The organism is Nocardia sp. IFM 10818 (assembly GCF_054655275.1).
In genome coordinates this window covers 3,306,777-3,327,429 of the sequence record NZ_BAAHJH010000001.1, presented here as the reverse complement: position 1 = coordinate 3,327,429, position 20,653 = coordinate 3,306,777, and the positions used below count along the sequence as shown (strand labels likewise).

The following is a 20,653-nucleotide window of genomic DNA, read 5'->3' as shown; positions in this document are numbered from 1 at the left end:
GGGGCCCCGTAGTGGGCGCGGTCAGGTCGTGGCCGATTCCTTTTTCAGGGCAATGGTTTCGGGCTCGGCCGGGGCCTTGTCGGCCTCGCGCCCGACCAGGTAGCGGCCGATGGTCACGCCGATCATGGCCGGAACGAAGATCAGCAGGATGATGAACGACGCACCGGAGGTGATCTCGAACAGCAGGCCGTTGTCGCCGAGGTCGAACTTCGGCAGGTAGTCCAGCAGCCAGGCGGCCAGGCCGCTGCCGAGACCGCCCGCGGCGCCCGCCTTCAGCCAGCGCATGGTGAGATCCGCGCCGCGTTCGGGATCCGGACTGACGCGGCGATCGGCGCGGCCGTCGAGAACGCCCCAGGTGACGACTGCCGCGAGCAGGATGATCAGGCTCAGGATTCGCATCCAGGACCCGCCGGTCGGCCAGTACACCATGGCGAATCCGAGCAGGGTTCGCAGCACAATGGTCAGCGCCCCCAGAGCTACGGCACGCATCACCCACGCATTCATGTCGATCACCTTAACCTGCGCGGCCCCCTGGCCGAATTGAAACTCGTTCTAGAACCTTAACCGACTCCGGCCGGGGTCATGGTGAGCGCACCGGGGATCGCGGCGAACGCGGCACGCAGATCCGCGGACAATATTGCGGCGCCGGCGGATTCGGGGCGCGCGGTCCAGGTGTCGAGCGCGCAGCGGAATGCGGCGATCACGATGTCGAGCGCGAGCCGCGGGCGGGGATCGGCGGTGATGTCGAGACCGAAGCGCTCCCGCAGGATTCGCAGGGCGTCGCGCGTGGTGCGGTCACAGAACTCCAGATTGTGGGCGGTCATGGCGGGGGTCGAATCGGTGAGGCGATAACTGCGCCGGGCGCGCTCGGCCCAGCCGTCGGATGGCATCCGTTCCACCACCGCAAGCAGGGCGTCCTGCCCCATGTCCAGCAGCGTGCCGCTCCCCGGACGCTCGGCGAGCTCCACGAGGAAGGCCGCCCACAGATCCTGCAGCGGGGCCATGGCCACGTCTTCCTTGCTGGTGAAGTTGCGGAAGAACGTGCGCTTGGAGATCTCGACGGCCTCGCAGAGCTCGTCGAGAGTCGTGGCGCCGAACCCGCGCTCGGCGAACAACTCGAGCGCGGCGCCGGCGCGACCGGCGGCGTGGGCCGCAGCGATCCCGCCGCCCACGGTGCGCGCCTGCGGGAACTCGGTGCGGCCGAGGTCATCGCCGATCCCTCGGAATTGCGGTCACCCGTCGACGGCGTGCTGGATCTGGTCGGCGGACGCCACTTGGTCGAGTCCTACCGGAACCTGTCCGAGGGCGGGACGCTGGTCGCGGTCGGCCATGCGGCCGGGCAGGACGAGATCTTCCCGTACGGGGCGCTTTTCGGCGATCAGGGCCGCCACGATCGCTCGGTGGTCACCTTCTTCCTGCTGTCGTGCCCGAATCTCGCACCGGACCTGAACTGGCTGTCGGCGCAGGTCGCGGCCGGCGCGCTGGATCCGAACATCTTCTGGCGCGGGGACTGGGCGGAGATCGACGAGGCGGCCGAGGCGCTGCGGACCCGTCGCCTGCACGGCAAGGCGGTGCTCGAGGTGCGGTGATGCCGGAGCGCCGCGGCGCACGCGGTAGAAATGCATGGTGAGTATCGATGCCGTCGCCCTGTTGCAGGATCCGGTTCGCCGGCGGCTCTACGACTATGTGGCCGCGGCGGATCATGAGGTGGGCCGGGACGAGGCGGCGGAGGCGGCGGGGATCAAGCGGCCGCTGGCGGCCTTCCACCTCGACAAATTGACCGAGGCCGGGCTGCTCGACGCCGTGTTCCGCCGCCCCGAGGGCAGGACCGGGCCCGGGTCGGGGCGGCCCGCCAAGTTCTACCGGCGGGCGGATGCGGAGTTCGCGGTCAGCCTGCCCGCCCGGGACTACCGGACCGTCGCCGCGGTGCTCGCCGAGGCGGTGGAACATGCCGGATTCGAGGAGGCGATCGCGAAAGCCGCTGCCGCGCACGCCCCCTCGCTGGATGGGAGGGATCTGCTGGAGGCGCTGCGCGAGCGCGGGTACGAACCGTACCGGGACGGTGCGGTGATTCGCTTGCGCAACTGCCCTTTTCACCGGCTCGCGGTGGACTTCCCGCCGCTGGTGTGCGGCATGAATCTGGCCCTGCTCGAGCGCCCGGCGGCGGAGGCCGGGTGGACGGCCCGGATGGATCCGGCGCCAGGGCGTTGTTGCGTGAGCTTTTCTAAAACAAGCGAAGATTAGTTATAGTCCGATCATGCATCTCGCAGAGCTCAATATCGGCCGCTTGGTCGCACCGCAGGGCGATCCGCGCGTGGCCGACTTCTTCGACGCCCTCGATCGGATCAACAAACTCGCCGACACCTCCCCCGGCTTCGTCTGGCGGCTGGTCGACGGCGAGTCCGACAATGCCGTCTCCCTGCGCCCGGACGGCTGGGACGACGACATGCTCATCAATCTGAGCGTGTGGGAATCGCGCGAGGCGCTGTTCGACTACGTCTACCGCAGCGAGCACATGGAATTCATGCGCCGCCGCCGCGAATGGTTCCTGCCGCTGGGCGAGCCGCCGGTCGCGCTGTGGTGGATTCCGGTGGGGCACATACCGACTCTCGGCGAGGCCGTCGAGCGTCTCGAGCATCTGCGCGAGCACGGGCCCACGCCGTATGCGTTCACATTCCGGAACGCGTTCGAACCTGAGCGGGCCGCATCAGCCCGCCCCGGTCATTCCTGAAGTGCCGCGGCCATTTCCGCGCGGGGCGCGGGCTTGCCGGTGAACTGCTCGACCTGGCCGTAGGCCTGGTTCAGCAGCATCTCCAAACCGCTGACGACGGTGTGACCGGCACGCATGACGGCCTCCGCCAAGGGCGTCGGCCACGGGTTGTAGATGGCGTCCAGCACGACCGGTGCCGCGGCCACCGCCTCCGCCACGGGCGCGGCGCCGGTGGCGGGCACGGTGCTGACCGCGACATCGACGTCGGAGCAGACGAACCCGAGCCCGTCCGGATCGAAGTCGATCACTTCGGCCGACATGCCCAGGCGCTCGGCCAATTCCAGGGTGCCGGCCGCGCGGCCCTTGTCCCGGGCGACGATGGTGACGGTGTGCGCGCCCAATTCGGCCAGGGCCAGCAGCGCCGGGCGGGCGGTGCCGCCCGCGCCGAGCACGACGGCGCGCTCGATCTCCTCGACGCCGGCGCCTTGCAGCGCGCCCCGCACCCCGTCCACATCGGTGCAGTCCGCGCGCCACCCGGATGCGGTGCGCACCAAGGTGTTCGCCGACCCCACCAGCTCGGCCCGGTCGGTGCGCTCCTCCGCATAGCCGAGCGCGGCGACCTTGCCGGGCATGGTCACCGACAGCCCGACCCATTCGGGTCCGAGTCCGTCGACCAGGCCCGGCAGCTGCTCGCCGGTGCACTCGATGCGCTCATAGGTCCAATTCAGGCCCAGCGCGCGGTAAGCCGCCAGGTGCAGTTGCGGCGACCGCGAGTGCGTGATCGGGCTGCCGAGGACGGCGGCCTTGCGAACCTCACCGGCCACTGTCGAGAATTCCACTCTGCATTGCCTTCTGGATATTGCGCAGGTGCTCGTTGTAATCGTCGGTGAACAGCGTGGTGCCCTGCTGGTCGATGGTCACGAAGTACAGCCAGTTGCCGGGCTCCGGTTTCTCCATGGCGCGCAAGGCTTCCAGCGACGGCGCGGAGATGGGAGTGGCGGGCAGACCGGCCATGGCGTAGGTGTTCCACGGGGTCCTGGTCGCCCGGTCGGCGTCGGTGGTGGCGACCTCGGTCTTGTCGAGGGTGTAGTTGACCGTGGAGTCGAACTGCAGCGGCTGATCGACGGCCAAGCGGTTCACGATGACCCGCGCCACCTTGGACATGTCATTGGGCAGCGCTTCGCGTTCCACCAGCGACGCCGCGATCAGCGTCTCGTAGGGGGTCAGGCCGTTGGACGCGCCCGATTGCAGCAGTCCGGTGGATTCGTAGCTGGCCGCGCTCTCGGTGACCAGCTGCTTCAGGATCTGCTCGGGGCTCGCGCTGGGATCGAAGTCCAGGGTGCCCGCGCGGATGAGCCCTTCGAGCTGCCGGCTGCGATCGGGCACCGAACGGACCCGTTCCATGGCCCACGACGGCACGCCCAGCGCGGCCGGATCGGTAGTGGCGCCCGCGGCCTCGAGCTGCTCGTAGGTCACGCATTTGGCGGTGCTGCCGGTGCCGACACAGCTGGCGTCGGCGATCTTGCGGTAGATGCCGTCCTTGCGCGCCCCGGTGTGCACATCGGTGGAGTCGTGCAGCTGGCGGCCCTCGGAGATCACCACATTGCCGACGCGAGAACTCTTGCCCACCAAGGCCGTCACCGCTTCGGCGGCCGGGCTGTGACTGGCGATGGCGTAGTACCCGGGCTGCACCGAGTTCATATTGGAGTTGCGCACCGCCGCCTCGTAGAAGGCCGCGCTGCTGGCGACGACGCCCTTGTCGTACATGGCTTCGGCGATCTGGGTGGCGGTGTCGCCGGACTTCACCTGCACGACGGTGAGCGGCCCGGCCGACCCGGCGGCGAAATCCTCGGCCGGGCTGAGCCGGTTCATGAACTTCCACGCCACGAACCCCACGCCGGCGGCGAGCAGCAGGGCGAACACGACCGCGACGACCCACAGATTGCGGCGGCGCCGTTTGCGCTCGGCGGCTTTGCGCGACGCGACCCGGGACCGCTTCGCCCGCGATCCCGCGGAGCGGCCGCCCGCGGCCCGGGATCCGGCGCGCGGCGCGGCGGGGCGACGGCCACCGGCGGCCCGCTGCGGGGCGGGGCGACGGCGCGGCTCGGGCTCGAGCGGCGGTTCGTCGTCCTCGTCCTCGTAGCGCGGGATGACGGTGGTGTCGTCCTCGTAGTCGTCCGCGTCCGCCCAGTCCAGATCATCGCGGCGGTAGCGGCGCTCCGCGTTCTGCCGGTAGCGTTCCTCGGCTCGCGTCCAGCGGTCGGTCATGCATCATCCCCGCGGGGCTTCAAAAGTGCACTCCGTTCGTCCAACCAGCCTTGCAGGATCGATACGGCGGCCGCCTGATCGATGACCTGCCGCTGCCCACGCGCACGAACTCCACTGTCCCGCAACGCGCGTGCAGCAGACACCGTAGTCAAACGTTCGTCGGAAAGTCGCACCGGGACCGGCTCGATCAGGGTCCGCAAACGCCTTGCGAAGGTGGCCGCCAGCTTAGCCGAAGAGCCGCTTTCCCCGCGTAAGGTGCGCGGCAGGCCGACGATCACTTCGACGGCTTCGTATTCGCGCACGATATCGGCGATCCTTGCCAAGTCGGGTGCGAGGGCGCCGGGCGCGACCTTCTTCGCGCGCGGCACGGTCTCCACGGGAGTGGCGAGAATACCGTCCGGATCGCTACTCGCGACACCGATTCGCACAGTGCCGACATCGACGCCAATGCGCCGCCCGCGGCCGGGATCCTCGGCGTGCGACGGGCGGTCCGCTGTGAACCGCCCGTCCGTGTCGACCGGTGCATCCGAAGAGTCGGAACCGTGCATCACCCGGCGAGCTCGGCCACCCGCGCCCGCAAGGCCGCCAGTCCGGCCTCGATGCCGGCCGGGTTGGCGCCCGCGCCCTGCGCCATCTCCGGCTTGCCGCCGCCGCGGCCCTCGATGCTCGGACCGAAGGACTGCACCAGATCACCGGCCTTGACGCCGAGCTCCTGCGCCGCCTTGGTGACCGCGACGACGAAGGGCACCTTGCCGTCGGCATTGCCGAGCAGCGCCACAATGGCGGGCTCGGAACCGAAGCGGCCCTTGATGTCGGCCACCAGGGTGCGCAGATCGCCCGCGCCCACGCCCTGCGGCGCGGCGGCGGCGACCAGCAGCACCTTGCCGACCCGCTGCGCCTGCTCGACGAAGGCGCCCGCGCTCGACAGCACGGCCGCCATCTTGGTGCGCTCGAGTTCCTTCTCGGCGACCTTGAGGCGCTCGACGAGCTGCTCGACGCGGCCCGGAACCTCTTCCGAGGGCACCTTCAGCGCGGAGGCGACACCGGCCAGCAGCGCGCGCTCCTTGGCCAGGTACTTGTAGGAATCCAGGCCGACGAAGGCCTCGACGCGGCGGATGCCGGAGCCGACCGAGGATTCGCCGAGCACGGTGATGGGTCCGATCTGCGACGAGTGACCCACATGGGTACCGCCGCACAGCTCCATGGAGAACGGTCCGCCGATCTCCACGACGCGCACCTCGTCGCCGTAGTTCTCGCCGAACAGCGCCAGCGCGCCCATCTTCTTGGCCGAGGGCAGATCGGTGACGAAGGTGTTGACCGCGAAGTCGTCGGCGACCGCGTCATTGGAGACGGCCTCGATATCGGCCTTCTGCTGCTCGGACAGCGCGCCCTGCCAGCTGAAGTCGAAGCGCAGGTAGCCCGGCTTGTTGAGCGAGCCGGCCTGAGTGGCGTTGGGGCCCAGCACCTGTCGCAGCGCGGCGTGCACCATGTGGGTGCCGGAGTGGCCCTGGGTCGCCCCGCGCCGCCACGCCGGATCGACGCTGGCCAGCACGGTGTCGCCCTCGGTGACCTGGCCGGCCTCGACGGTGGTCTTGTGCACCCACAGCTTCTTGGCGATCTTCTGCACGTCGTTGACGCGCAGCTTCAGGCCCTGCGAGGAGGAGATGGAGCCGCGGTCGGCGATCTGGCCGCCGGACTCGGCATACAGCGGCGAGCGGTCCAGGATGACCTCGACATCGGATCCGGCCTCGGCGACCGGCACTCGCACGCCGTCCTTGATGAGGGCGAGAACCGTTGCCTCGGTGGCCAGTTCGTCGAAACCGGTGAACTCGGTGGCGCCGCGGTCGACCAGCTCCTTGTAGACGGTCAGGTCCGCGTGCGCGTGCTTGCGGGCCTGGGCGTCGTCCTTGGCGCGCTGGCGCTGCTCGGCCATGAGCGAGCGGAAGCCCGCCTCGTCGACCTCGAGCCCGGCCTCGGCCGCCATCTCCAGGGTGAGATCGATGGGGAAGCCGTAGGTGTCGTGCAGCGTGAACGCGTCGGTGCCGCTGATCTTCTTGGCGCCCTTGGCCTTCGCCTCGTCGACGGTCTCGTCGAAGAGCTTGGTGCCGGTGGACAGCGTCTTGAGGAAGGCGGTCTCCTCGCCGACGGCGACATTCTCGATGCGCTTGAAGTCGGTGGCCAGCTCCGGGTAGGACGGCGACATGAGGTCGCTGACGACCTTCATGAACGCGCCCATGACCGGCTTGTCCGCGCCCAGCAGGCGGGCCGAGCGCACGATGCGGCGCAGCAGCCGGCGCAGCACGTAGCCGCGGCCGTCATTGCCCGGGTTCACACCGTCGGAGATGAGCATGGCCGCCGAGCGGGCGTGGTCGGCGATGACGCGGAAGCGCACGTCGTCGGTGTGCTCGACGCCGTAGGACTTGCCGGTCAGCTCCTCGGCCTTGTTGATGATGGGGCGCAGCAGATCGGTCTCGTAGACGTTCTCCACGCCCTGCAGCAGCATGGCGACGCGCTCGACGCCCATACCGGTGTCGATGTTCTTCTTGGGCAGCGATCCGATCGGCGGGAAACCCAGCTTGGGGCTGTCCTCACCGCGGATGTCCTGCATGAACACCAGGTTCCAGATCTCGAGGTAGCGATCCTCGTCGGCGACCGGGCCGCCTTCCTTGCCGTAGGCCGGGCCGCGGTCGAAGTAGATCTCCGAGCAGGGACCGCCCGGGCCGGGCACGCCCATATCCCAGTAGTTGTCCTTGCCGTCGCGGAACTGGATGCGCTCCTTCGGGATCCCGGCGACGCGCTCCCAGATCTCGGCGGCCTCCGGATCGGACTCGTAGGCGGTCACCCAGATGCGCTCGGGATCGAAACCGTAGCCGCCCTCCTCCTGCGACTTGGTGATCAGATCCCAGGCGAAGGTGATCGCGCCTTCCTTGAAGTAATCGCCGAAGGAGAAGTTGCCCGCCATCTGGAAGAAGGTGTTGTGCCGGGTGGTGACGCCGACCTCCTCGATATCACCGGTGCGCACGCACTTCTGCACGCTAGTAGCTCGCGAGTACGGCGGCGCTTCCTGTCCGAGGAAGTAGGGCTTGAACTGGACCATGCCTGCGTTGACGAACAGCAGGTTGGGGTCGGGCAGGATCAGCGAGGCACTGGGTACCTCGGTGTGTCCGGCACGGACAAAATGCTCCAGAAAGCGCCGTCGAATCTCGTGGGTCTGCACAGGTATCCAGCCTACCGGTCCCGGTCCAGGGAGTTTTCACCCACCACCGGCCCCGCTCCACCCCACGTCGGCCTCAGCGAACGAGATCCTTCAAGGGCTCGGTGTCGAGGATCACCCCCACCGGTTCCGGAAGCTCGACCTCCGATCCGAATGGCAGGTGGACCGTCGACGAATACACGTCGTTCACGATCCCGCTGTACACGAAGGTCTCACACACGTCCCGGTCGATCAGCAAATAGACCGGAATGCCCGCTTCGGCATAGGCGCGCGGCTTTTCCTTGCGGTCGCGCCGATCCGTATCGGAGTCGAAGGATGTCACTTCCACCACCATCAGCACCGGGTCGGGATCTTTCCACTCACCCTGACCGGCAAAAGCTCGCTTGGGCGCGAGCACCGCATCGGTACGGGCCCGCCCACCCCGATATGACGCGACTTTGAGACCGACCTCCGGATATACCGAGCGCTCATCCCGCTGCTCGCGGAACTGGTCGAGCAGCCATTGGAAGATCTCGTCATGATCCCCGTCCGGCATCGGCTTCGCCCCCAGCTTCCCGTCGATGAATTCGAGCCTGGCTCCCAACTCGGCATTTCGTGCCAGACGCGCTAGCTCCTCGAAGTCCGCAACGGACATCTGCGGCTGGTCCGCAGCGTTCGGCCGATTCGCCATGACGGGCACCGAATCCCTCCGTTCTGCTGGGCGGATCGCGGATCGACGCGATCAGCCTAGGTACCAGTGTCGCGCAGCGAGCAAAATTTGCGGGGACTCACCTTTACGACACGCAGAATCGCCGCTGCTGGGCGAATCCGCCCGGTGTCTGGGTATCTCCCGAGTACGACCTGGCTCACACTGGGTGGAAAAGCGGGAGGGCACGGTGGGAGTGCGCAATCCGTTCGCGGAGGACGGCAGGTTTCCGGATGTCGTGGTAACGGCGCTGGCGGCCTCGACATCGATCGCCGGTGATGTAGAGGGCACCTGGAGCGGGCTGCTTGCGGGTGAATCCGGCATCGAGGAACTCACCGATCCGTGGGTGCGGACCTACCGGCTGCCGGTGCGGATCGGGGGCGCGCTGCGCGTCAAACCCGAGACCCGGTTGAGCCGGGTGGAACTGCGGCGGCTGGCCTATGTGGAGCAGCTGGCGGCGGTGCTCGGCCGCCAGGTGTGGCGCAATGCGGGCAGTCCGGAGGTCGATACCGAGCGGTTGGCGGTGGCGATCGGCACCGGGCAGGGCGGCGCGGACGCGGTGGTGCACGCGCGCGACGCCCTCACCGCGGGCGGGTATCGGAAGGTCTCGCCGCTGGCGGTGCAGATGATGATGCCCAATGGCCCGGCGGCGGTCGTCGGCCTGGAGTTGAAGGCGCGCGCGGGGGTGATCACCCCGGTCTCAGCGTGTTCCTCCGGTTCGGAGGCCATCGCCAAGGCGTGGCAGATGATCGTCATGGGTGATGCCGACATGGTTGTCACCGGCGGCGTCGAAGGCTGTCTGGATCCGCTCATGATCGCGGCGTTCGCCATGATGCGGGCGATGAGCACCCGCAATGACGACCCGAAGGGCGCGTCGCGCCCCTTCGACGCCGACCGCGACGGTTTCGTCTTCGGCGAGGCGGGCGCGCTCATGGTGGTGGAAACCGAACAGCACGCTCGCGCCCGGGGTGCGACCGTGCTGGCCCGCCTGCTCGGCACCGGCATCACCTCCGACGGCTACCACCTCGTCGCCCCGGACCCGGAGGGCACCGGCGCGGCGCGCGCCATGACCAGGGCCATCCAGGTGGCGGGATTGTCCGCCGCCGACATCACCCACATCAATGCCCACGCCACCGCCACCTCGGTCGGCGACCTCGCCGAAGCCAAGGCCATTGCCCAGGCCGTGGGCACGCACCCTGCCGTCTACGCCCCGAAGTCCGCGCTGGGCCATTCCATCGGCGCGGCGGGCGCGCTCGAATCGGTCCTGACCGTGCTGGCTCTCCGCGATCAGGTGATCCCGCCCACCCTCAACCTCGAAAACCCCGATCCGGCAATCGATCTCGACGTCGTCACCAACGAACCCCGGCGGACCCGCATCGACTACGCTCTCAACAACTCCTTCGGCTTCGGCGGCCACAACGTCGCCCTCGCCTTCGGCCGCGCCTGAATCGGGCCGTTCTATTTGCCGCGGACGATGCGGCGGAGTTTGGTGACGCGCGGGCCTACTTCGCGTTCGTAGCCGTGGTCGGTGGGGTGGTAGTAGTCGGTGCCGACCAGTTCGTCGGGCGGGTACTGCTGGGCGAGAACGCCGTCCGGATGGTCGTGGGGGTATTTGTAGCCCTTGGCATTACCCAGTTTTTCGGCTCCGGCGTAGTGGCCGTCGCGTAGATGCGGTGGGACGGCTCCGGCTTTGCCCGCCCGGATGTCGGCCATGGCCGCGCCGATGCCCTTGACCACCGCACCGGATTTGGGGGCGGTGGCGATGTGAATGGTGGCCTGCGTCAGGGCGAGCTGGGCTTCGGGCATGCCGACCAGTTGGACGACTTGGGCGGCGGCTACGGCGGTGTGGAGGGCGGTGGGGTCGGCCATGCCGACTTCCTCGCTGGCCTGGATCATCAGGCGGCGGGCGATGAAGCGGGGGTCTTCGCCGGCGCTGATCATGCGGGCCAGGTAGTGCAGGGCGGCGTCCACGTCGGAGCCGCGCAGGGATTTGATGAAGGCGCTGATGACGTCGTAGTGCTGGTCGCCGGCGCGGTCGTAGCGGACGGCGGCCTTGTCGACGCTGGCTTCGACGAGTTCGACGTCGACGGTGCCGTCGAGGGAGGACTCGGCGGAGGCTTCGAGGGCCGTGAGCGAGCGACGGGCGTCGCCGCCCGCGATGCGGATGATGTGATCCAGGGCCGCGTCGGTGACCTTGTATTCGCCCGCCAGGCCGCGCGGGTCGGCGATGGCGCGAGTCAGGACCGCGCGAATGTCGTCCGCCGACAACGACTTCAGCTGCAGCACCAGGGAGCGGGACAGCAGCGGGGAGACCACCGAGAAGGACGGATTCTCCGTGGTCGCCGCGACCAGCAGGACGATGCGATTCTCGACCGCCGCCAGCAGGGCGTCCTGCTGGGTCTTGGAGAAGCGGTGGACCTCGTCGATGAACAGGACGGTCTGCTCGCCCGCGGTGAGGCGGCGGCGGGCGAGGTCGATGACGCCGCGGACTTCCTTCACACCGGCGGACAGGGCGGACAGCGCTTCGAAGCGGCGGCCGGTCGCCTGGGACAGCAGCGAGGCGAGGGTGGTCTTGCCGGTGCCGGGCGGTCCGTAGAGGAGAACCGAAGCGGCGCCGGAGCCTTCGATGAGGCGGCGCAGCGGGGATCCGGGGCCGAGCAGGTGCTCCTGACCGACGACTTCGTCGAGGGTGCGCGGGCGCATGCGCACGGCCAAGGGCGCGAACCTGTCGCCGGCGGTCGGCTTGATCACCTCGAACTCCTCGGACACGGCCTCCGATCCGGGCGCGTCGAACAACCCATCGCTCACCTGGACGACCCTACCGAGGGGCTCCGACAGGTCGGTGCGCGCAGGTCCGGGCAGGTATCGATTCACTAACTGTTCATCTGTCCAGTTTGCTTTCGGGATGCCGATCCGATCGAATCTGTGGCGTGCGCCTCCCTGAGATCATTTCCGCCCGAATCGGTCGCCGCGCGGCGATCAAGGGCGGCACCGCCGCGGTACTCCTGACCGGCACCGCCGCGGCCGGCCTGCTCGGCACCGCCGTCGCGCGCGCCGAGTCCGCGGTCTTCCGGCACGGCATCGCCTCGGGCGATCCGCTGCCGGGCGGCGTCATCCTGTGGACCAGGGTGACCCCGTCGGAGGACGCGCTACCGGGCTCCGGGGCGGGCGACCCGGTCAGCGTGCGCTGGGAGGTCGCGCGGGACGAAGGGTTCGGCTCCGTCGTCGCCTCCGGAACACACACCGCGACAGCGGATTCCGACCACACCGTGAAGGTCGACGTCTCGGGGCTGGCGCCGGGCGCGGACTACTTCTACCGCTTCACCGCGCTCGATCAGACCTCCCCGACCGGCCGCACCCGCACGGCCCCGGCCGCCGACGACGCCCCCGATCGCCTGCGCTTCGGCGTGGTGTCGTGCGCCAACTGGGAGGCCGGATTCTTCAGCGCCTACCGGCATCTGGCCGATCGCGGCGACCTCGATGCCATCGTGCACCTCGGCGATTACCTCTACGAGTACGGCAATGGCGAGTACGGCGGCCGCAACGGCTCGGTCCGCCTGCACGAGCCCGCGCACGAGATCATCTCGCTGGCCGATTACCGAATCCGGCACGCGCAGTACAAGACCGACCCGGATCTGGCGAACCTGCACACCCTGCTGCCGTTCATCTGCACCTGGGACGATCACGAGACCGCCGACGACACCTGGTCCGGCGGCGCGGACAACCACAATCCGGGCGAGGGCGATTGGCAGGCCCGCAAGGACGCCGCCCGCCAGGCGTATCTGGAGTGGATGCCGGTGCGCGCGGGCGCCGACCGGCGGCTGTACCGGCGGCTGCGCTTCGGCACCCTGGCCGAGCTGTCCATGCTCGATCTGCGCAGCTACCGCAGCGAGCAGGTGCACGCCGGTCCGGGCTGGCGGCAGGTCGACGACCCGAACCGCACCATTACCGGCAAGGACCAAATGGATTGGGTCACCAATGCTCTGGTGACCGCCCCGGTGCAGTGGAAGCTGGTGGGCAATCCGGTCATGATCTCCCCGCTGGTGTTCCCGCCCTTGGATCCGGCGAGCACCGCCGCGCTGACCGAGCTGATCGGCATCCCGGACGCCGGTATCCCGGCCAACCTCGACCAGTGGGACGGCTATACCGCCGACCGGCAGCGCCTGCTCGATGCCATCATCGGCAATCAGGTAGCCGACGTGGTGTTCCTGACCGGCGATATCCACACCTCGTGGGCCGCCGACGTCCCGGCCGTGGCCGCCACCTACCCGGCCTGCCAGACCGCGGGCGTGGAGTTCGTGGTGCCGTCGGTGACCTCGGATTCCATGGGCGATATGACGAAAACGCCGCCGCGCACCGCCTCGCTCATGGCCGAGGGCGCCATTCGGGGCGTCAACCGGCACCTGGGCTATATCGAACTGGATTCGCACGGCTACGGCGTGCTGCACGTCGACGCCGAGCAGGCGCAGATGGACTGGTTCTACATCTCCGATCCCGCCGACCCGAATGCCGGTGTGCGCCATGGCGCCTCGTTCGCCGCCCGTCGCGGCGGGCGGCTGGAGCCGCGGCCGGGTCCCCTCGTCTGACGACTCCCCGCCGTCCGGTAGCGAGCATTCCGAGTTCAGGGTTCGATACAGCTGTGAAACAAAACTCCAGTGTTTCAGTTCATCTCGGGCCGGGCGGGCTGAGCCGCCGCAGCCTGTTGAAGACCACCGCGACGGCCGCCGCCGGAGCCACCCTGCTGTCCGCCGCTCCGGCGCACGCCGCGGGGCAAGTGTTCCGGCACGGCGTCGCCTCCGGCGATCCGCTGCCCACCGGCGTGATCATCTGGACCCGCGTCACTCCCTCCGAGGCCGCCGCCCCGGGTTCGGGCGTCGGCGAACCGGCTTCGGTGACCTGGGAGGTTGCCACCGACGCCGCGTTCGCATGGGTCGTCGCCTCGGGCGCGGTCACCACCGGACCCGACGCCGACCACACGGTCAAGGTCGATGTCTCCGGCCTGTCGGCGGGCAGCGACTACTTCTACCGATTCACCGCGCTCGCAGCGGTTTCCGCCATCGGCCGCACCCGCACCGCCCCGGCCGCGCAGGACTCCCCCGACCGGCTGCGTTTCGGTGTCGCCTCCTGTGCGAACTGGGAGGGCGGATACTTCGGCGCCTACCGGCACCTGGCGGCACGCGAGGATCTCGACGCCGTCATCCATCTGGGCGACTACCTCTACGAGTACTCCCGCGGCAAGCACCGCGGCCTGCTGCCCATGGTGCGCGAACACGATCCGGTCAATGAGATCGTGTCGCTGGCCGATTACCGAATCCGCCACGGCCAGTACAAGACCGATCCGGATCTCGCGGCCCTGCACGCCCGCTATCCGTTCATCGCCATCTGGGACGATCACGAATCCGCCAATGACGCCTGGGCGGGCGGTGCGGAGAACCACGATCCCTCCGAGGGCGACTGGCAGACCCGCCGGGCCGCCGCCCTGCAGGCATATCTGGAGTGGATGCCGGTGCGCGCCAACGGAACCGCCGCGAATGCCCGCCTCTACCGTCGCTTCCGGTTCGGCGCGCTGGCCGAGCTGTCGATGCTGGATCTGCGCACCTACCGCGACGAGCAGCTGCCCGCGGTCGCGGGCTGGCGCGAAACCGAGGATCCGCATCGCTCGATCACGGGCAAGGATCAGATGGATTGGCTCACCGCCGGTTTGGCCTCCGCGCCCACCCGCTGGAAGCTGGTCGGCACCCCGGTCATGTTCGCGCCGCTGCACCTGCCGACCACGAATCCGGCCGTGGCGGCGGCCTTCCAGGCGGTCATGGGCACCCCCGACTCCGGCATCCCGATCAATCTGGATCAGTGGGACGGCTATGCTGCCGACCGGCAGCGGCTCTTCGACACCATCACCGCGCACGGCATCGCCGATGTGGTGTTCCTGACCGGTGACATCCACACCTCGTGGGCCGCCGATGTCCCCGTCGACACCCGCGAGTATCCGCACGGCCGGGTCGCCGCCACCGAATTCGTGGTGCCCTCGGTGTCCATGGCCAGCATCGGCGAGATCATGCACACGCCCGCCCGCACGGTATCGCTCGGCCTGGAGCAGACGATCAGGAACCTGAACCCGCACCTGCACTACGCCGAGCTCGACTCGCACGGCTACGGCGTCTTCGAGGTCACCGCCGAGCGGGCGCAGATGGACTGGTTCTACGTCACCGCCGCGGCCGATCCGGACACCGGTGTGCGCCACGGCGCCTCGTTCGGGGTGCGCAGCGGCGTCGGGCGCGTGGAAGCGCGGCCGGGACCGGTGAACTGAACGAACGACCTGGGAGCACAACGGACCGGCCGCCCGAAACGCGGCCGGTTCACTATTCCTCCCAATGCTCCTCGAGCGTCGCCGATACGTGCTCGGCGAAATCGCCCAGCGGATCGTCTCCGGTGCAGCGCGCGTCCTCGGCGAGCGCGGCCCACCGGTTGATGAGCGCGGCCGAGCGCGGAATCGAGAGCCCGTGCTCGCGCGCCGAGGCGATGCGGGAATGATCGGCGGGCAGGAACCAGAAGGTGGACAGCCACACCCAGATGAGGCGCGCCTCCAGAATGCGTTCTGCCAGGACCTCGTCGTCGGCGAGGGACGGCCACACCGCGACCACCTCGGAGCGCCACGCCTCCACCATCTGGCGGGCGCGTTCGCGGGACAGTTCCACATCGCAGAGGCAGCCGGGGAAGGACACCAGCGCGTAGGCGATATCGAGGGTGGCGTCGCGGAAGCCGCCCCATTCGTAGTCGAGGAACCGCGCGCCCTCGTCATTGAGGATGACATTGTCGGGGCACAGGTCCGAGGGACTGAAGGCCCGGTGCCGCCCGGCGGAGAACAGCCGGTTACCGCGCACGATGCGCTCGGCGATCTCGCCGGGCACCTCGATGCCCAGTTCGCGCTGCAGCATGATCGGCACCTCGGCGACCGCGGATTCGGCCTGCTGGGCGATGCCGTCCACCCGGTGCACCACGTCCACCCGGCGTAGCAATGCCACGAAATCGGCCTCGCGGCCGACGGTCGCCGCGTGCATGCGGCCGAGTGCCTGGGCGAATGCCATGAGCGCATTGCGCCCGGCGGGCTCCACGCCGGCCTGCAGCACCTGGGTGAGCGAGGTGTTCTCCCCGAGGTCGCTGAGGATGAGCAGGCGCTCGGGCAGGCTGTAGCCGAGCAGGTACGCACCGGGTCGGTGGTCACGGCCCAGCGCGGTGGTGAACTGGTACGACACCGCCTCCCGCAGGAAGGCGGAGTCGATGCTGGCTACGCCGGGCGCCATACCGCCGGTGCGTCGTTCCTTCGCTCCGCCGCGCACCTGCTTGATAATGAGGGTGCGCGGAAGTGAAAAGGCGTTCTCCGCAACACGGACGCGTAGCACCGTCGTCCTACCACTGCCGCTGAGTTCCATAGGATCGCTCAGCTTTACCGGAGCACCCATTCGCTTTGTGAGCAACTGTTGTGCCGCGGACACGACTTCGGCGGCGCGTTCGGCCAATAGTGCGGTCATCGCGTCCCAAGTTACTCGCTTCAGGTCACTTTCAGCGAGCGGTTGCGCAACCTTTCGCGCGTCGTCCGGCGTGTCTTTGTGAAGGGTTTGCCCACGCGGCGCTGGTTGCTTGACACAACCAGGCAGGTCTAGTTGTCTCATGTTCAACTGCCGTGCGCCACACCGTAAACCGGAAAATGTGAAAGGCTCGCGACCATGACCGGCACGCCGCCCTCCGCACCGAACGATCCCTCCGGCGAACCGCCCGCCGAGGAGGGTGGCCGGCAATTCTCCGCCCGGCCCGGCCGGCACCAAAATCCCGAGCCCGCAGCGCATTCCGCACCGCCCGAACCGCCCCCGGGGCACGGCCGGCACGAGCTGCCCGGCCGCGCCGGCTACCCGCAGTTCGAGGGACCGGGCGCCGCGCAGTACGGCAGCGAGCCCGTGGAACCCCCGCCGCCGCTGCCCCCGCAGTCGGGCGCGCCGGGTACAGCGCCCAGCTATTCACAGCAAACTCCACTGCCGCCCGGCGCCATGCCCCCGGGCAGTGTGCCGCCCCCGGGCGCCGCGCCCCAGCCGGGCGGCCTGCCGCCCCAGCCCGGCTATCAGGGCGCGGGCGGCCTGCCGCCGGGCGCGCCGCCGCCGCAGGTGTCCGAGCCGCCGCTGCCCTACCAGCCCACCGAATCGCTCGATGTCGGCCGCGCCCTGGTTTACGGCTGGGATCGCTTCCGCCTCAATCCGATTCCCTGGATCGGCATGGGCCTGCTCGGCCTGATCTCCTGGCTGACGGTCACCCTGCTGGTGAACGTGTTCGATGTGCGGTCGCTGCCGGCCCTGCTACTGCTGTTCGCGGTGGCCTCACTGCTGGTGTGGCTGCTGCAAGCGGCCATGATCCGCGGCGCGCTCTACGAAACCGACGGCACCCCACCGGATTTCCCGGCCTTCTTCGGCTTCGTGAATGCCGGCAGCGTGCTGCTGACCGCGGTGCTGGTCTTCGTCGGCGCGCTGGTGGCCTCGCTGGCGTGCGTGTTCCCGGCGGTCATCGTCGGTGTGCTGTGCATGTTCGCGCTGCACTTCGTGATCGATCAGGAGCAGGATCCGGTCACCGCCATCAAGTCCAGCGCCCAGCTGGTGTTCCGCAATCCCGTGCCGACCGTGCTGCTGGCGCTGGCGGTGCTGATCATCACCGCGGTCGGAATGCTGTTCTGCGGTTTGGGTTTGCTGGTGGCCGGTCCGGTCTCGGCCATCGCCATCACCTACGCCTACCGCACCCTCACCGGCGGCCTGGTGGTGCAGGTCTGATCGCTCACCGCGCGTCGGACAGCCACCACCGCTTCAACCGGTCCAGCGCGCCGCCGCGCCTGCCGTAGCGCGGCCGCACCCACAGCACCAGCACGCCCGCCACCACGATGCCGACCATGTTCACCGCCAGCTGCCCGATGGACATGAACGCCTTGTGCCACTCCCCCACCGTGGCCGCCACCACCGCGAAACCGGCCGCCGGAATGGTGGTGACCGAGATGAAAACGCCTACCAGCGCAGCGGATTTCGGGGTCATGAGCGCCAGCATCCCGGCCGCGCCGGCCAGCAGCGCCACCACCACCGAGAACGGCCCCACCTTGTAGATGAAGTCGACATTGTGGATGTTGTCCATCCCCTCGCGGGTGATCCAGCCGAGGTTACGGAACAACAGCGTGGCCAGCCAGGCGATGGCCATGGCCACCGGGAATCCGACCAGCAGGGCCAGCGAGGAATGCGCGGCGAGCCGGAAGTCCTTGCTCACCAAGGCGACCGCGGTCCCGGCGAGGGGCCCGAACTCCGGGCCCACCACCATGGCCCCGACAATGGTCACCGGCGAATCGGTCGCCACACCCACCACCGCCAGCAGGCAGGCGATGGTGATGAACGCCAGATACGAGGGCGTGAGCGTGGACGCCTCACCGGTCTGCGCGACCAGTTCCTCCCACACCACCGCATCGGAGGGACTGCCCGGCGCGGCCTCGACCGCCTCGTCGGCGATATCCGACAGCACGGTGTCGATCTGTTCCAGGCCGATGCCGCCGCTGTGGGTGATGCCGAGCCCGGTGAGCCCTTCCAGCACCGTGTCGGCGGCCTCGCGGGCGAGCATGCACTCGACCAGATCGCCGGCCGGTTCCACCGCCGCGCCGCGCTGCACGGTGACGAGCGTCGCCCCCGGATCGCCGCGCAGCAGCGCCAGCGCGGCGTCGGTGGTCTCGGCCGGACAGATCACCCGGACGTGCAGCACCCGAACCCCCTTGTGATCAGCGGGTTTTCCGGTATCGGTCGATACCGGCCGGGTGCAGCCTAGCCGGGTGAGCGCCTACTTCCCGGTTTCCTTGCCCTTGTCGTCCTTGATCGGCTTGCCGTCGGCGTCGAGCTTCACGTTCAAGCCCGCCTCCTGGCGCTGCTGCAAGGTGATCGGCGCGGGCGCCTCGGTCAGCGGGTCGACGCCGCCGCCGGACTTCGGGAAGGCGATGACCTCGCGAATGGAGTCCATGCCGGCCAGCAGCGCGGTGATGCGGTCCCAGCCGAAGGCGATGCCGCCCATGGGCGGGGCGCCGTAGGAGAAGGCGTCGAGCAGGAAGCCGAACTTCTCCTGCGCCTCCTCCTGGCCGATGCCCATTACCTTGAACACCCGCTCCTGCACATCGCGGCGGTGGATACGGATGGAACCGCCGCCGATCTCATTGCCGTTGCAGACGATGTCGTAGGCGTAGGCCAGCGCCGCACCCGGATCGGTGTCGAAGGTGGCCAGGTGCTCCGGCTTGGGCGAGGTGAAGGCGTGGTGCACCGCGGTCCAGGCCGAATGGCCCAGGGCCACATCGCCGCTGGCGGTGGCGTCGGCGGCGGGTTCGAACATGGGGGCGTCCACGATCCACACGAAGGCCCAGGCGTCCTCGTCGATGAGATTGCACTTGCGGGCGATCTCACCGCGCGCCGCGCCCAGCAGGGCCCGGCTGGACTTCACATCGCCGGCGGCGAAGAAGACACAGTCGCCGGGTTCCGCGCCGACCTGCTTGGCCAGCCCCTCGCGCTCGGCGTCGGACAGGTTCTTGGCGACCGGGCCGCCGAGGGTGCCGTCCTCGTTGAACAGGATGTAGGCCAGGCCCTTGGCGCCGCGCTGCTTGGCCCATTCCTGCCAGGCGTCGAGCTGGCGGCGCGGCTGCGAGGCGCCGCCCGGCATGACCACCGCGCCGACATACGGAGCCTGGAACACGCGGAACGGCGTGTCCTTGAAGTACTCCATCATCTCGGTGATCTCGATGCCGAAGCGCAGGTCCGGCTTGTCCGAGCCGTAGCGGCGCATGGCCTCGGCGTAGGTCATGTGCGGGATCGGGGTCGGGATCTCGTAGCCGACCAGCTTCCACAGCGCGGTCAGGATGTCCTCGGCCAGCAGGATGACGTCTTCCTGCTCGACGAAGCTCATCTCGATGTCGAGCTGGGTGAACTCGGGCTGGCGGTCGGCGCGGAAGTCCTCGTCGCGGTAGCAGCGCGCGATCTGGTAGTAGCGCTCGATGCCGCCGACCATGAGCAGCTGCTTGAACAGCTGCGGCGACTGCGGCAGCGCGTAGAACGAGCCGGGCTGCAGCCGCGCGGGCACCAGGAAGTCGCGCGCGCCCTCCGGGGTGGACTTGGTCATGGTCGGGGTCTCGACCTCGACGAAGGCATGCTTGGCCAGCACGTCGCGGGCGGCGGCATTGACCTTCGACCGCAGCCGGATGGCGTGGCCCGGGCCCTCGCGGCGCAGATCCAGGTACCGGTACTTCAGCCGGGCTTCCTCGCCCGGCTCGTCGTCGAGCTGGAACGGCAGCGGCGCGGCCTCGTTGAGCACCTCGAGCTCGGTCACGTTGACCTCGATGGCGCCCGTCGGCAGATTCGGGTTCTCGCTGCCGGCGGGTCGGTTCTCGACCACTCCGGTGATCTTCACGACGAATTCGTTGCGCAGCTTGTGGGCCTGTTCGGCAGGCTCGCCCTCACGGAACACAGCCTGCGACACACCCGACGCATCGCGCAGATCGATGAAGATCACGCCACCGTGGTCTCGCCGCCGGGCCACCCATCCGGTGAGGGTGACGGTCTGACCGGCGTGCTCGCTTCGCAGCGAACCAGCCAAGTGGGTGCGCAGCACGGGATTCCTTTCGACGGGCTCGAAGCACCACGGGGTCGGCCGGGTGCGCCCCTATCGTAGTGAGACACGTTTGACTAGAGGAAACCGATATCCGCGCCGCCGTGCCAAGCTAGGAGCC

Annotated in this window: 18 protein-coding genes; 7 read left to right on the top strand and 11 right to left on the bottom strand. The window is 69.0% G+C overall.

Features of this window, described 5'->3' with window-relative positions:
- Positions 1-21: 21 nt before the first annotated feature.
- Together ACYQ5L_RS15415 and ACYQ5L_RS15410 are read right to left on the bottom strand one after the other, a co-directional pair.
- The gene (locus ACYQ5L_RS15415) at positions 22-504 is read right to left on the bottom strand and encodes a B-4DMT family transporter (RefSeq protein WP_459958102.1); all 483 of its coding nucleotides are present in this window, start codon (positions 502-504) and stop codon (positions 22-24) included.
- 56 nt (positions 505-560) lie between these two features.
- Positions 561-1,172, bottom strand: a complete 612-nt coding sequence (locus tag ACYQ5L_RS15410) for a TetR family transcriptional regulator (protein ID WP_459958101.1) — start codon at positions 1,170-1,172, stop codon at positions 561-563.
- On the opposite strand from ACYQ5L_RS15410, the gene ACYQ5L_RS15405 reads away from it, so the two are divergent.
- Genes ACYQ5L_RS15405 through ACYQ5L_RS15395 form a run of 3 tightly spaced genes read left to right on the top strand, consistent with a single transcriptional unit; the run spans position 1,146 to position 2,731 of the window.
- Positions 1,146-1,589, top strand: coding sequence for a zinc-binding dehydrogenase (locus ACYQ5L_RS15405; protein ID WP_459958100.1), 444 nt, complete (start codon positions 1,146-1,148; stop codon positions 1,587-1,589). The genes ACYQ5L_RS15410 and ACYQ5L_RS15405 overlap by 27 nt on opposite strands.
- Before the next feature lie 34 nt (positions 1,590-1,623).
- Entirely contained in the window at positions 1,624-2,244 is a 621-nt protein-coding gene (locus ACYQ5L_RS15400) for a helix-turn-helix transcriptional regulator (protein WP_459958099.1), read from the top strand.
- Positions 2,245-2,257: 13 nt separating this feature from the next.
- Entirely contained in the window at positions 2,258-2,731 is a 474-nt protein-coding gene (locus tag ACYQ5L_RS15395) for a DUF3291 domain-containing protein (protein WP_459958097.1), read from the top strand.
- Here ACYQ5L_RS15395 and ACYQ5L_RS15390 read toward each other — a convergent pair.
- The 5 genes from ACYQ5L_RS15390 to ACYQ5L_RS15370 form a co-directional block, all read right to left on the bottom strand.
- Positions 2,722-3,549, bottom strand: a complete 828-nt coding sequence (locus ACYQ5L_RS15390; RefSeq protein WP_459958096.1) for a shikimate dehydrogenase — start codon at positions 3,547-3,549, stop codon at positions 2,722-2,724. The genes ACYQ5L_RS15395 and ACYQ5L_RS15390 overlap by 10 nt on opposite strands.
- Complete coding sequence (locus ACYQ5L_RS15385) at positions 3,524-4,978, bottom strand: endolytic transglycosylase MltG (protein WP_459958094.1); 1,455 nt, start codon at positions 4,976-4,978, stop codon at positions 3,524-3,526. The genes ACYQ5L_RS15390 and ACYQ5L_RS15385 overlap by 26 nt, the downstream gene beginning before the upstream one ends.
- Complete coding sequence (ruvX, locus tag ACYQ5L_RS15380) at positions 4,975-5,526, bottom strand: Holliday junction resolvase RuvX (protein WP_459963437.1); 552 nt, start codon at positions 5,524-5,526, stop codon at positions 4,975-4,977. Before ruvX ends, ACYQ5L_RS15385 begins: the two co-directional genes overlap by 4 nt.
- Complete coding sequence (gene alaS, locus ACYQ5L_RS15375) at positions 5,526-8,195, bottom strand: alanine--tRNA ligase (RefSeq protein WP_459958093.1); 2,670 nt, start codon at positions 8,193-8,195, stop codon at positions 5,526-5,528. The genes ruvX and alaS overlap by 1 nt, the downstream gene beginning before the upstream one ends.
- Positions 8,196-8,268: 73 nt before the next feature.
- Positions 8,269-8,862 carry a Uma2 family endonuclease gene (locus ACYQ5L_RS15370; protein ID WP_459963436.1) on the bottom strand — a complete coding sequence of 198 codons (594 nt, stop codon included), beginning with the start codon at positions 8,860-8,862 and terminating at the stop codon, positions 8,269-8,271.
- Between the two features lie 211 nt (positions 8,863-9,073).
- Between ACYQ5L_RS15370 and ACYQ5L_RS15365 the strand changes: the two genes are divergently transcribed.
- Positions 9,074-10,324, top strand: a complete 1,251-nt coding sequence (locus tag ACYQ5L_RS15365; RefSeq protein ID WP_459963435.1) for a KasA/KasB family beta-ketoacyl-ACP synthase — start codon at positions 9,074-9,076, stop codon at positions 10,322-10,324.
- An 11-nt stretch (positions 10,325-10,335) separates the two neighbouring features.
- Here ACYQ5L_RS15365 and ACYQ5L_RS15360 read toward each other — a convergent pair whose 3' ends face one another.
- Positions 10,336-11,685: a replication-associated recombination protein A gene (locus tag ACYQ5L_RS15360; RefSeq protein ID WP_459958091.1), complete on the bottom strand. Its 1,350-nt coding sequence runs from the start codon at positions 11,683-11,685 to the stop codon at positions 10,336-10,338.
- A gap of 122 nt (positions 11,686-11,807) precedes the next feature.
- On the opposite strand from ACYQ5L_RS15360, the gene ACYQ5L_RS15355 reads away from it, so the two are divergent.
- Both ACYQ5L_RS15355 and ACYQ5L_RS15350 read left to right on the top strand, forming a co-directional pair.
- Positions 11,808-13,463, top strand: a complete 1,656-nt coding sequence (locus tag ACYQ5L_RS15355; RefSeq protein WP_459958089.1) for an alkaline phosphatase D family protein — start codon at positions 11,808-11,810, stop codon at positions 13,461-13,463.
- Positions 13,464-13,516: 53 nt separating this feature from the next.
- Positions 13,517-15,184 carry an alkaline phosphatase D family protein gene (locus ACYQ5L_RS15350; RefSeq protein WP_459958087.1) on the top strand — a complete coding sequence of 556 codons (1,668 nt, stop codon included), beginning with the start codon at positions 13,517-13,519 and terminating at the stop codon, positions 15,182-15,184.
- A gap of 52 nt (positions 15,185-15,236) precedes the next feature.
- Here ACYQ5L_RS15350 and ACYQ5L_RS15345 read toward each other — a convergent pair whose 3' ends face one another.
- Positions 15,237-16,406 (bottom strand): phosphotransferase family protein, encoded by a 1,170-nt coding sequence (locus ACYQ5L_RS15345; RefSeq protein ID WP_459958085.1) that lies wholly within the window; start codon positions 16,404-16,406, stop codon positions 15,237-15,239.
- A 195-nt stretch (positions 16,407-16,601) separates the two neighbouring features.
- Here ACYQ5L_RS15345 and ACYQ5L_RS15340 point away from each other — a divergent pair, with 195 nt between their 5' ends.
- Entirely contained in the window at positions 16,602-17,687 is a 1,086-nt protein-coding gene (locus ACYQ5L_RS15340; protein WP_459958083.1) for a DUF2189 domain-containing protein, read from the top strand.
- A gap of 4 nt (positions 17,688-17,691) precedes the next feature.
- Here ACYQ5L_RS15340 and ACYQ5L_RS15335 read toward each other — a convergent pair whose 3' ends face one another.
- Positions 17,692-18,651 (bottom strand): DUF389 domain-containing protein, encoded by a 960-nt coding sequence (locus tag ACYQ5L_RS15335; protein ID WP_459958082.1) that lies wholly within the window; start codon positions 18,649-18,651, stop codon positions 17,692-17,694.
- A gap of 75 nt (positions 18,652-18,726) precedes the next feature.
- Entirely contained in the window at positions 18,727-20,535 is a 1,809-nt protein-coding gene (gene aspS / locus ACYQ5L_RS15330; protein WP_459958080.1) for an aspartate--tRNA ligase, read from the bottom strand.
- Between the last annotated feature and the right edge of the window lie 118 nt (positions 20,536-20,653).

Coding starts and splice junctions, on each gene's coding strand:
- ACYQ5L_RS15395 (WP_459958097.1), top strand. CDS start 2,258: ATGCATCTCGCAGAGCTCAATATCGGCCGCTTGGTCGCACCGCAGGGC.
- ACYQ5L_RS15385 (WP_459958094.1), bottom strand. CDS start 4,978: ATGACCGACCGCTGGACGCGAGCCGAGGAACGCTACCGGCAGAACGCG.
- ACYQ5L_RS15345 (WP_459958085.1), bottom strand. CDS start 16,406: ATGACCGCACTATTGGCCGAACGCGCCGCCGAAGTCGTGTCCGCGGCA.
- ACYQ5L_RS15415 (WP_459958102.1), bottom strand. CDS start 504: ATGAATGCGTGGGTGATGCGTGCCGTAGCTCTGGGGGCGCTGACCATT.
- ruvX (WP_459963437.1), bottom strand. CDS start 5,526: ATGCACGGTTCCGACTCTTCGGATGCACCGGTCGACACGGACGGGCGG.
- ACYQ5L_RS15400 (WP_459958099.1), top strand. CDS start 1,624: ATGGTGAGTATCGATGCCGTCGCCCTGTTGCAGGATCCGGTTCGCCGG.
- ACYQ5L_RS15370 (WP_459963436.1), bottom strand. CDS start 8,862: ATGGCGAATCGGCCGAACGCTGCGGACCAGCCGCAGATGTCCGTTGCG.
- ACYQ5L_RS15340 (WP_459958083.1), top strand. CDS start 16,602: ATGACCGGCACGCCGCCCTCCGCACCGAACGATCCCTCCGGCGAACCG.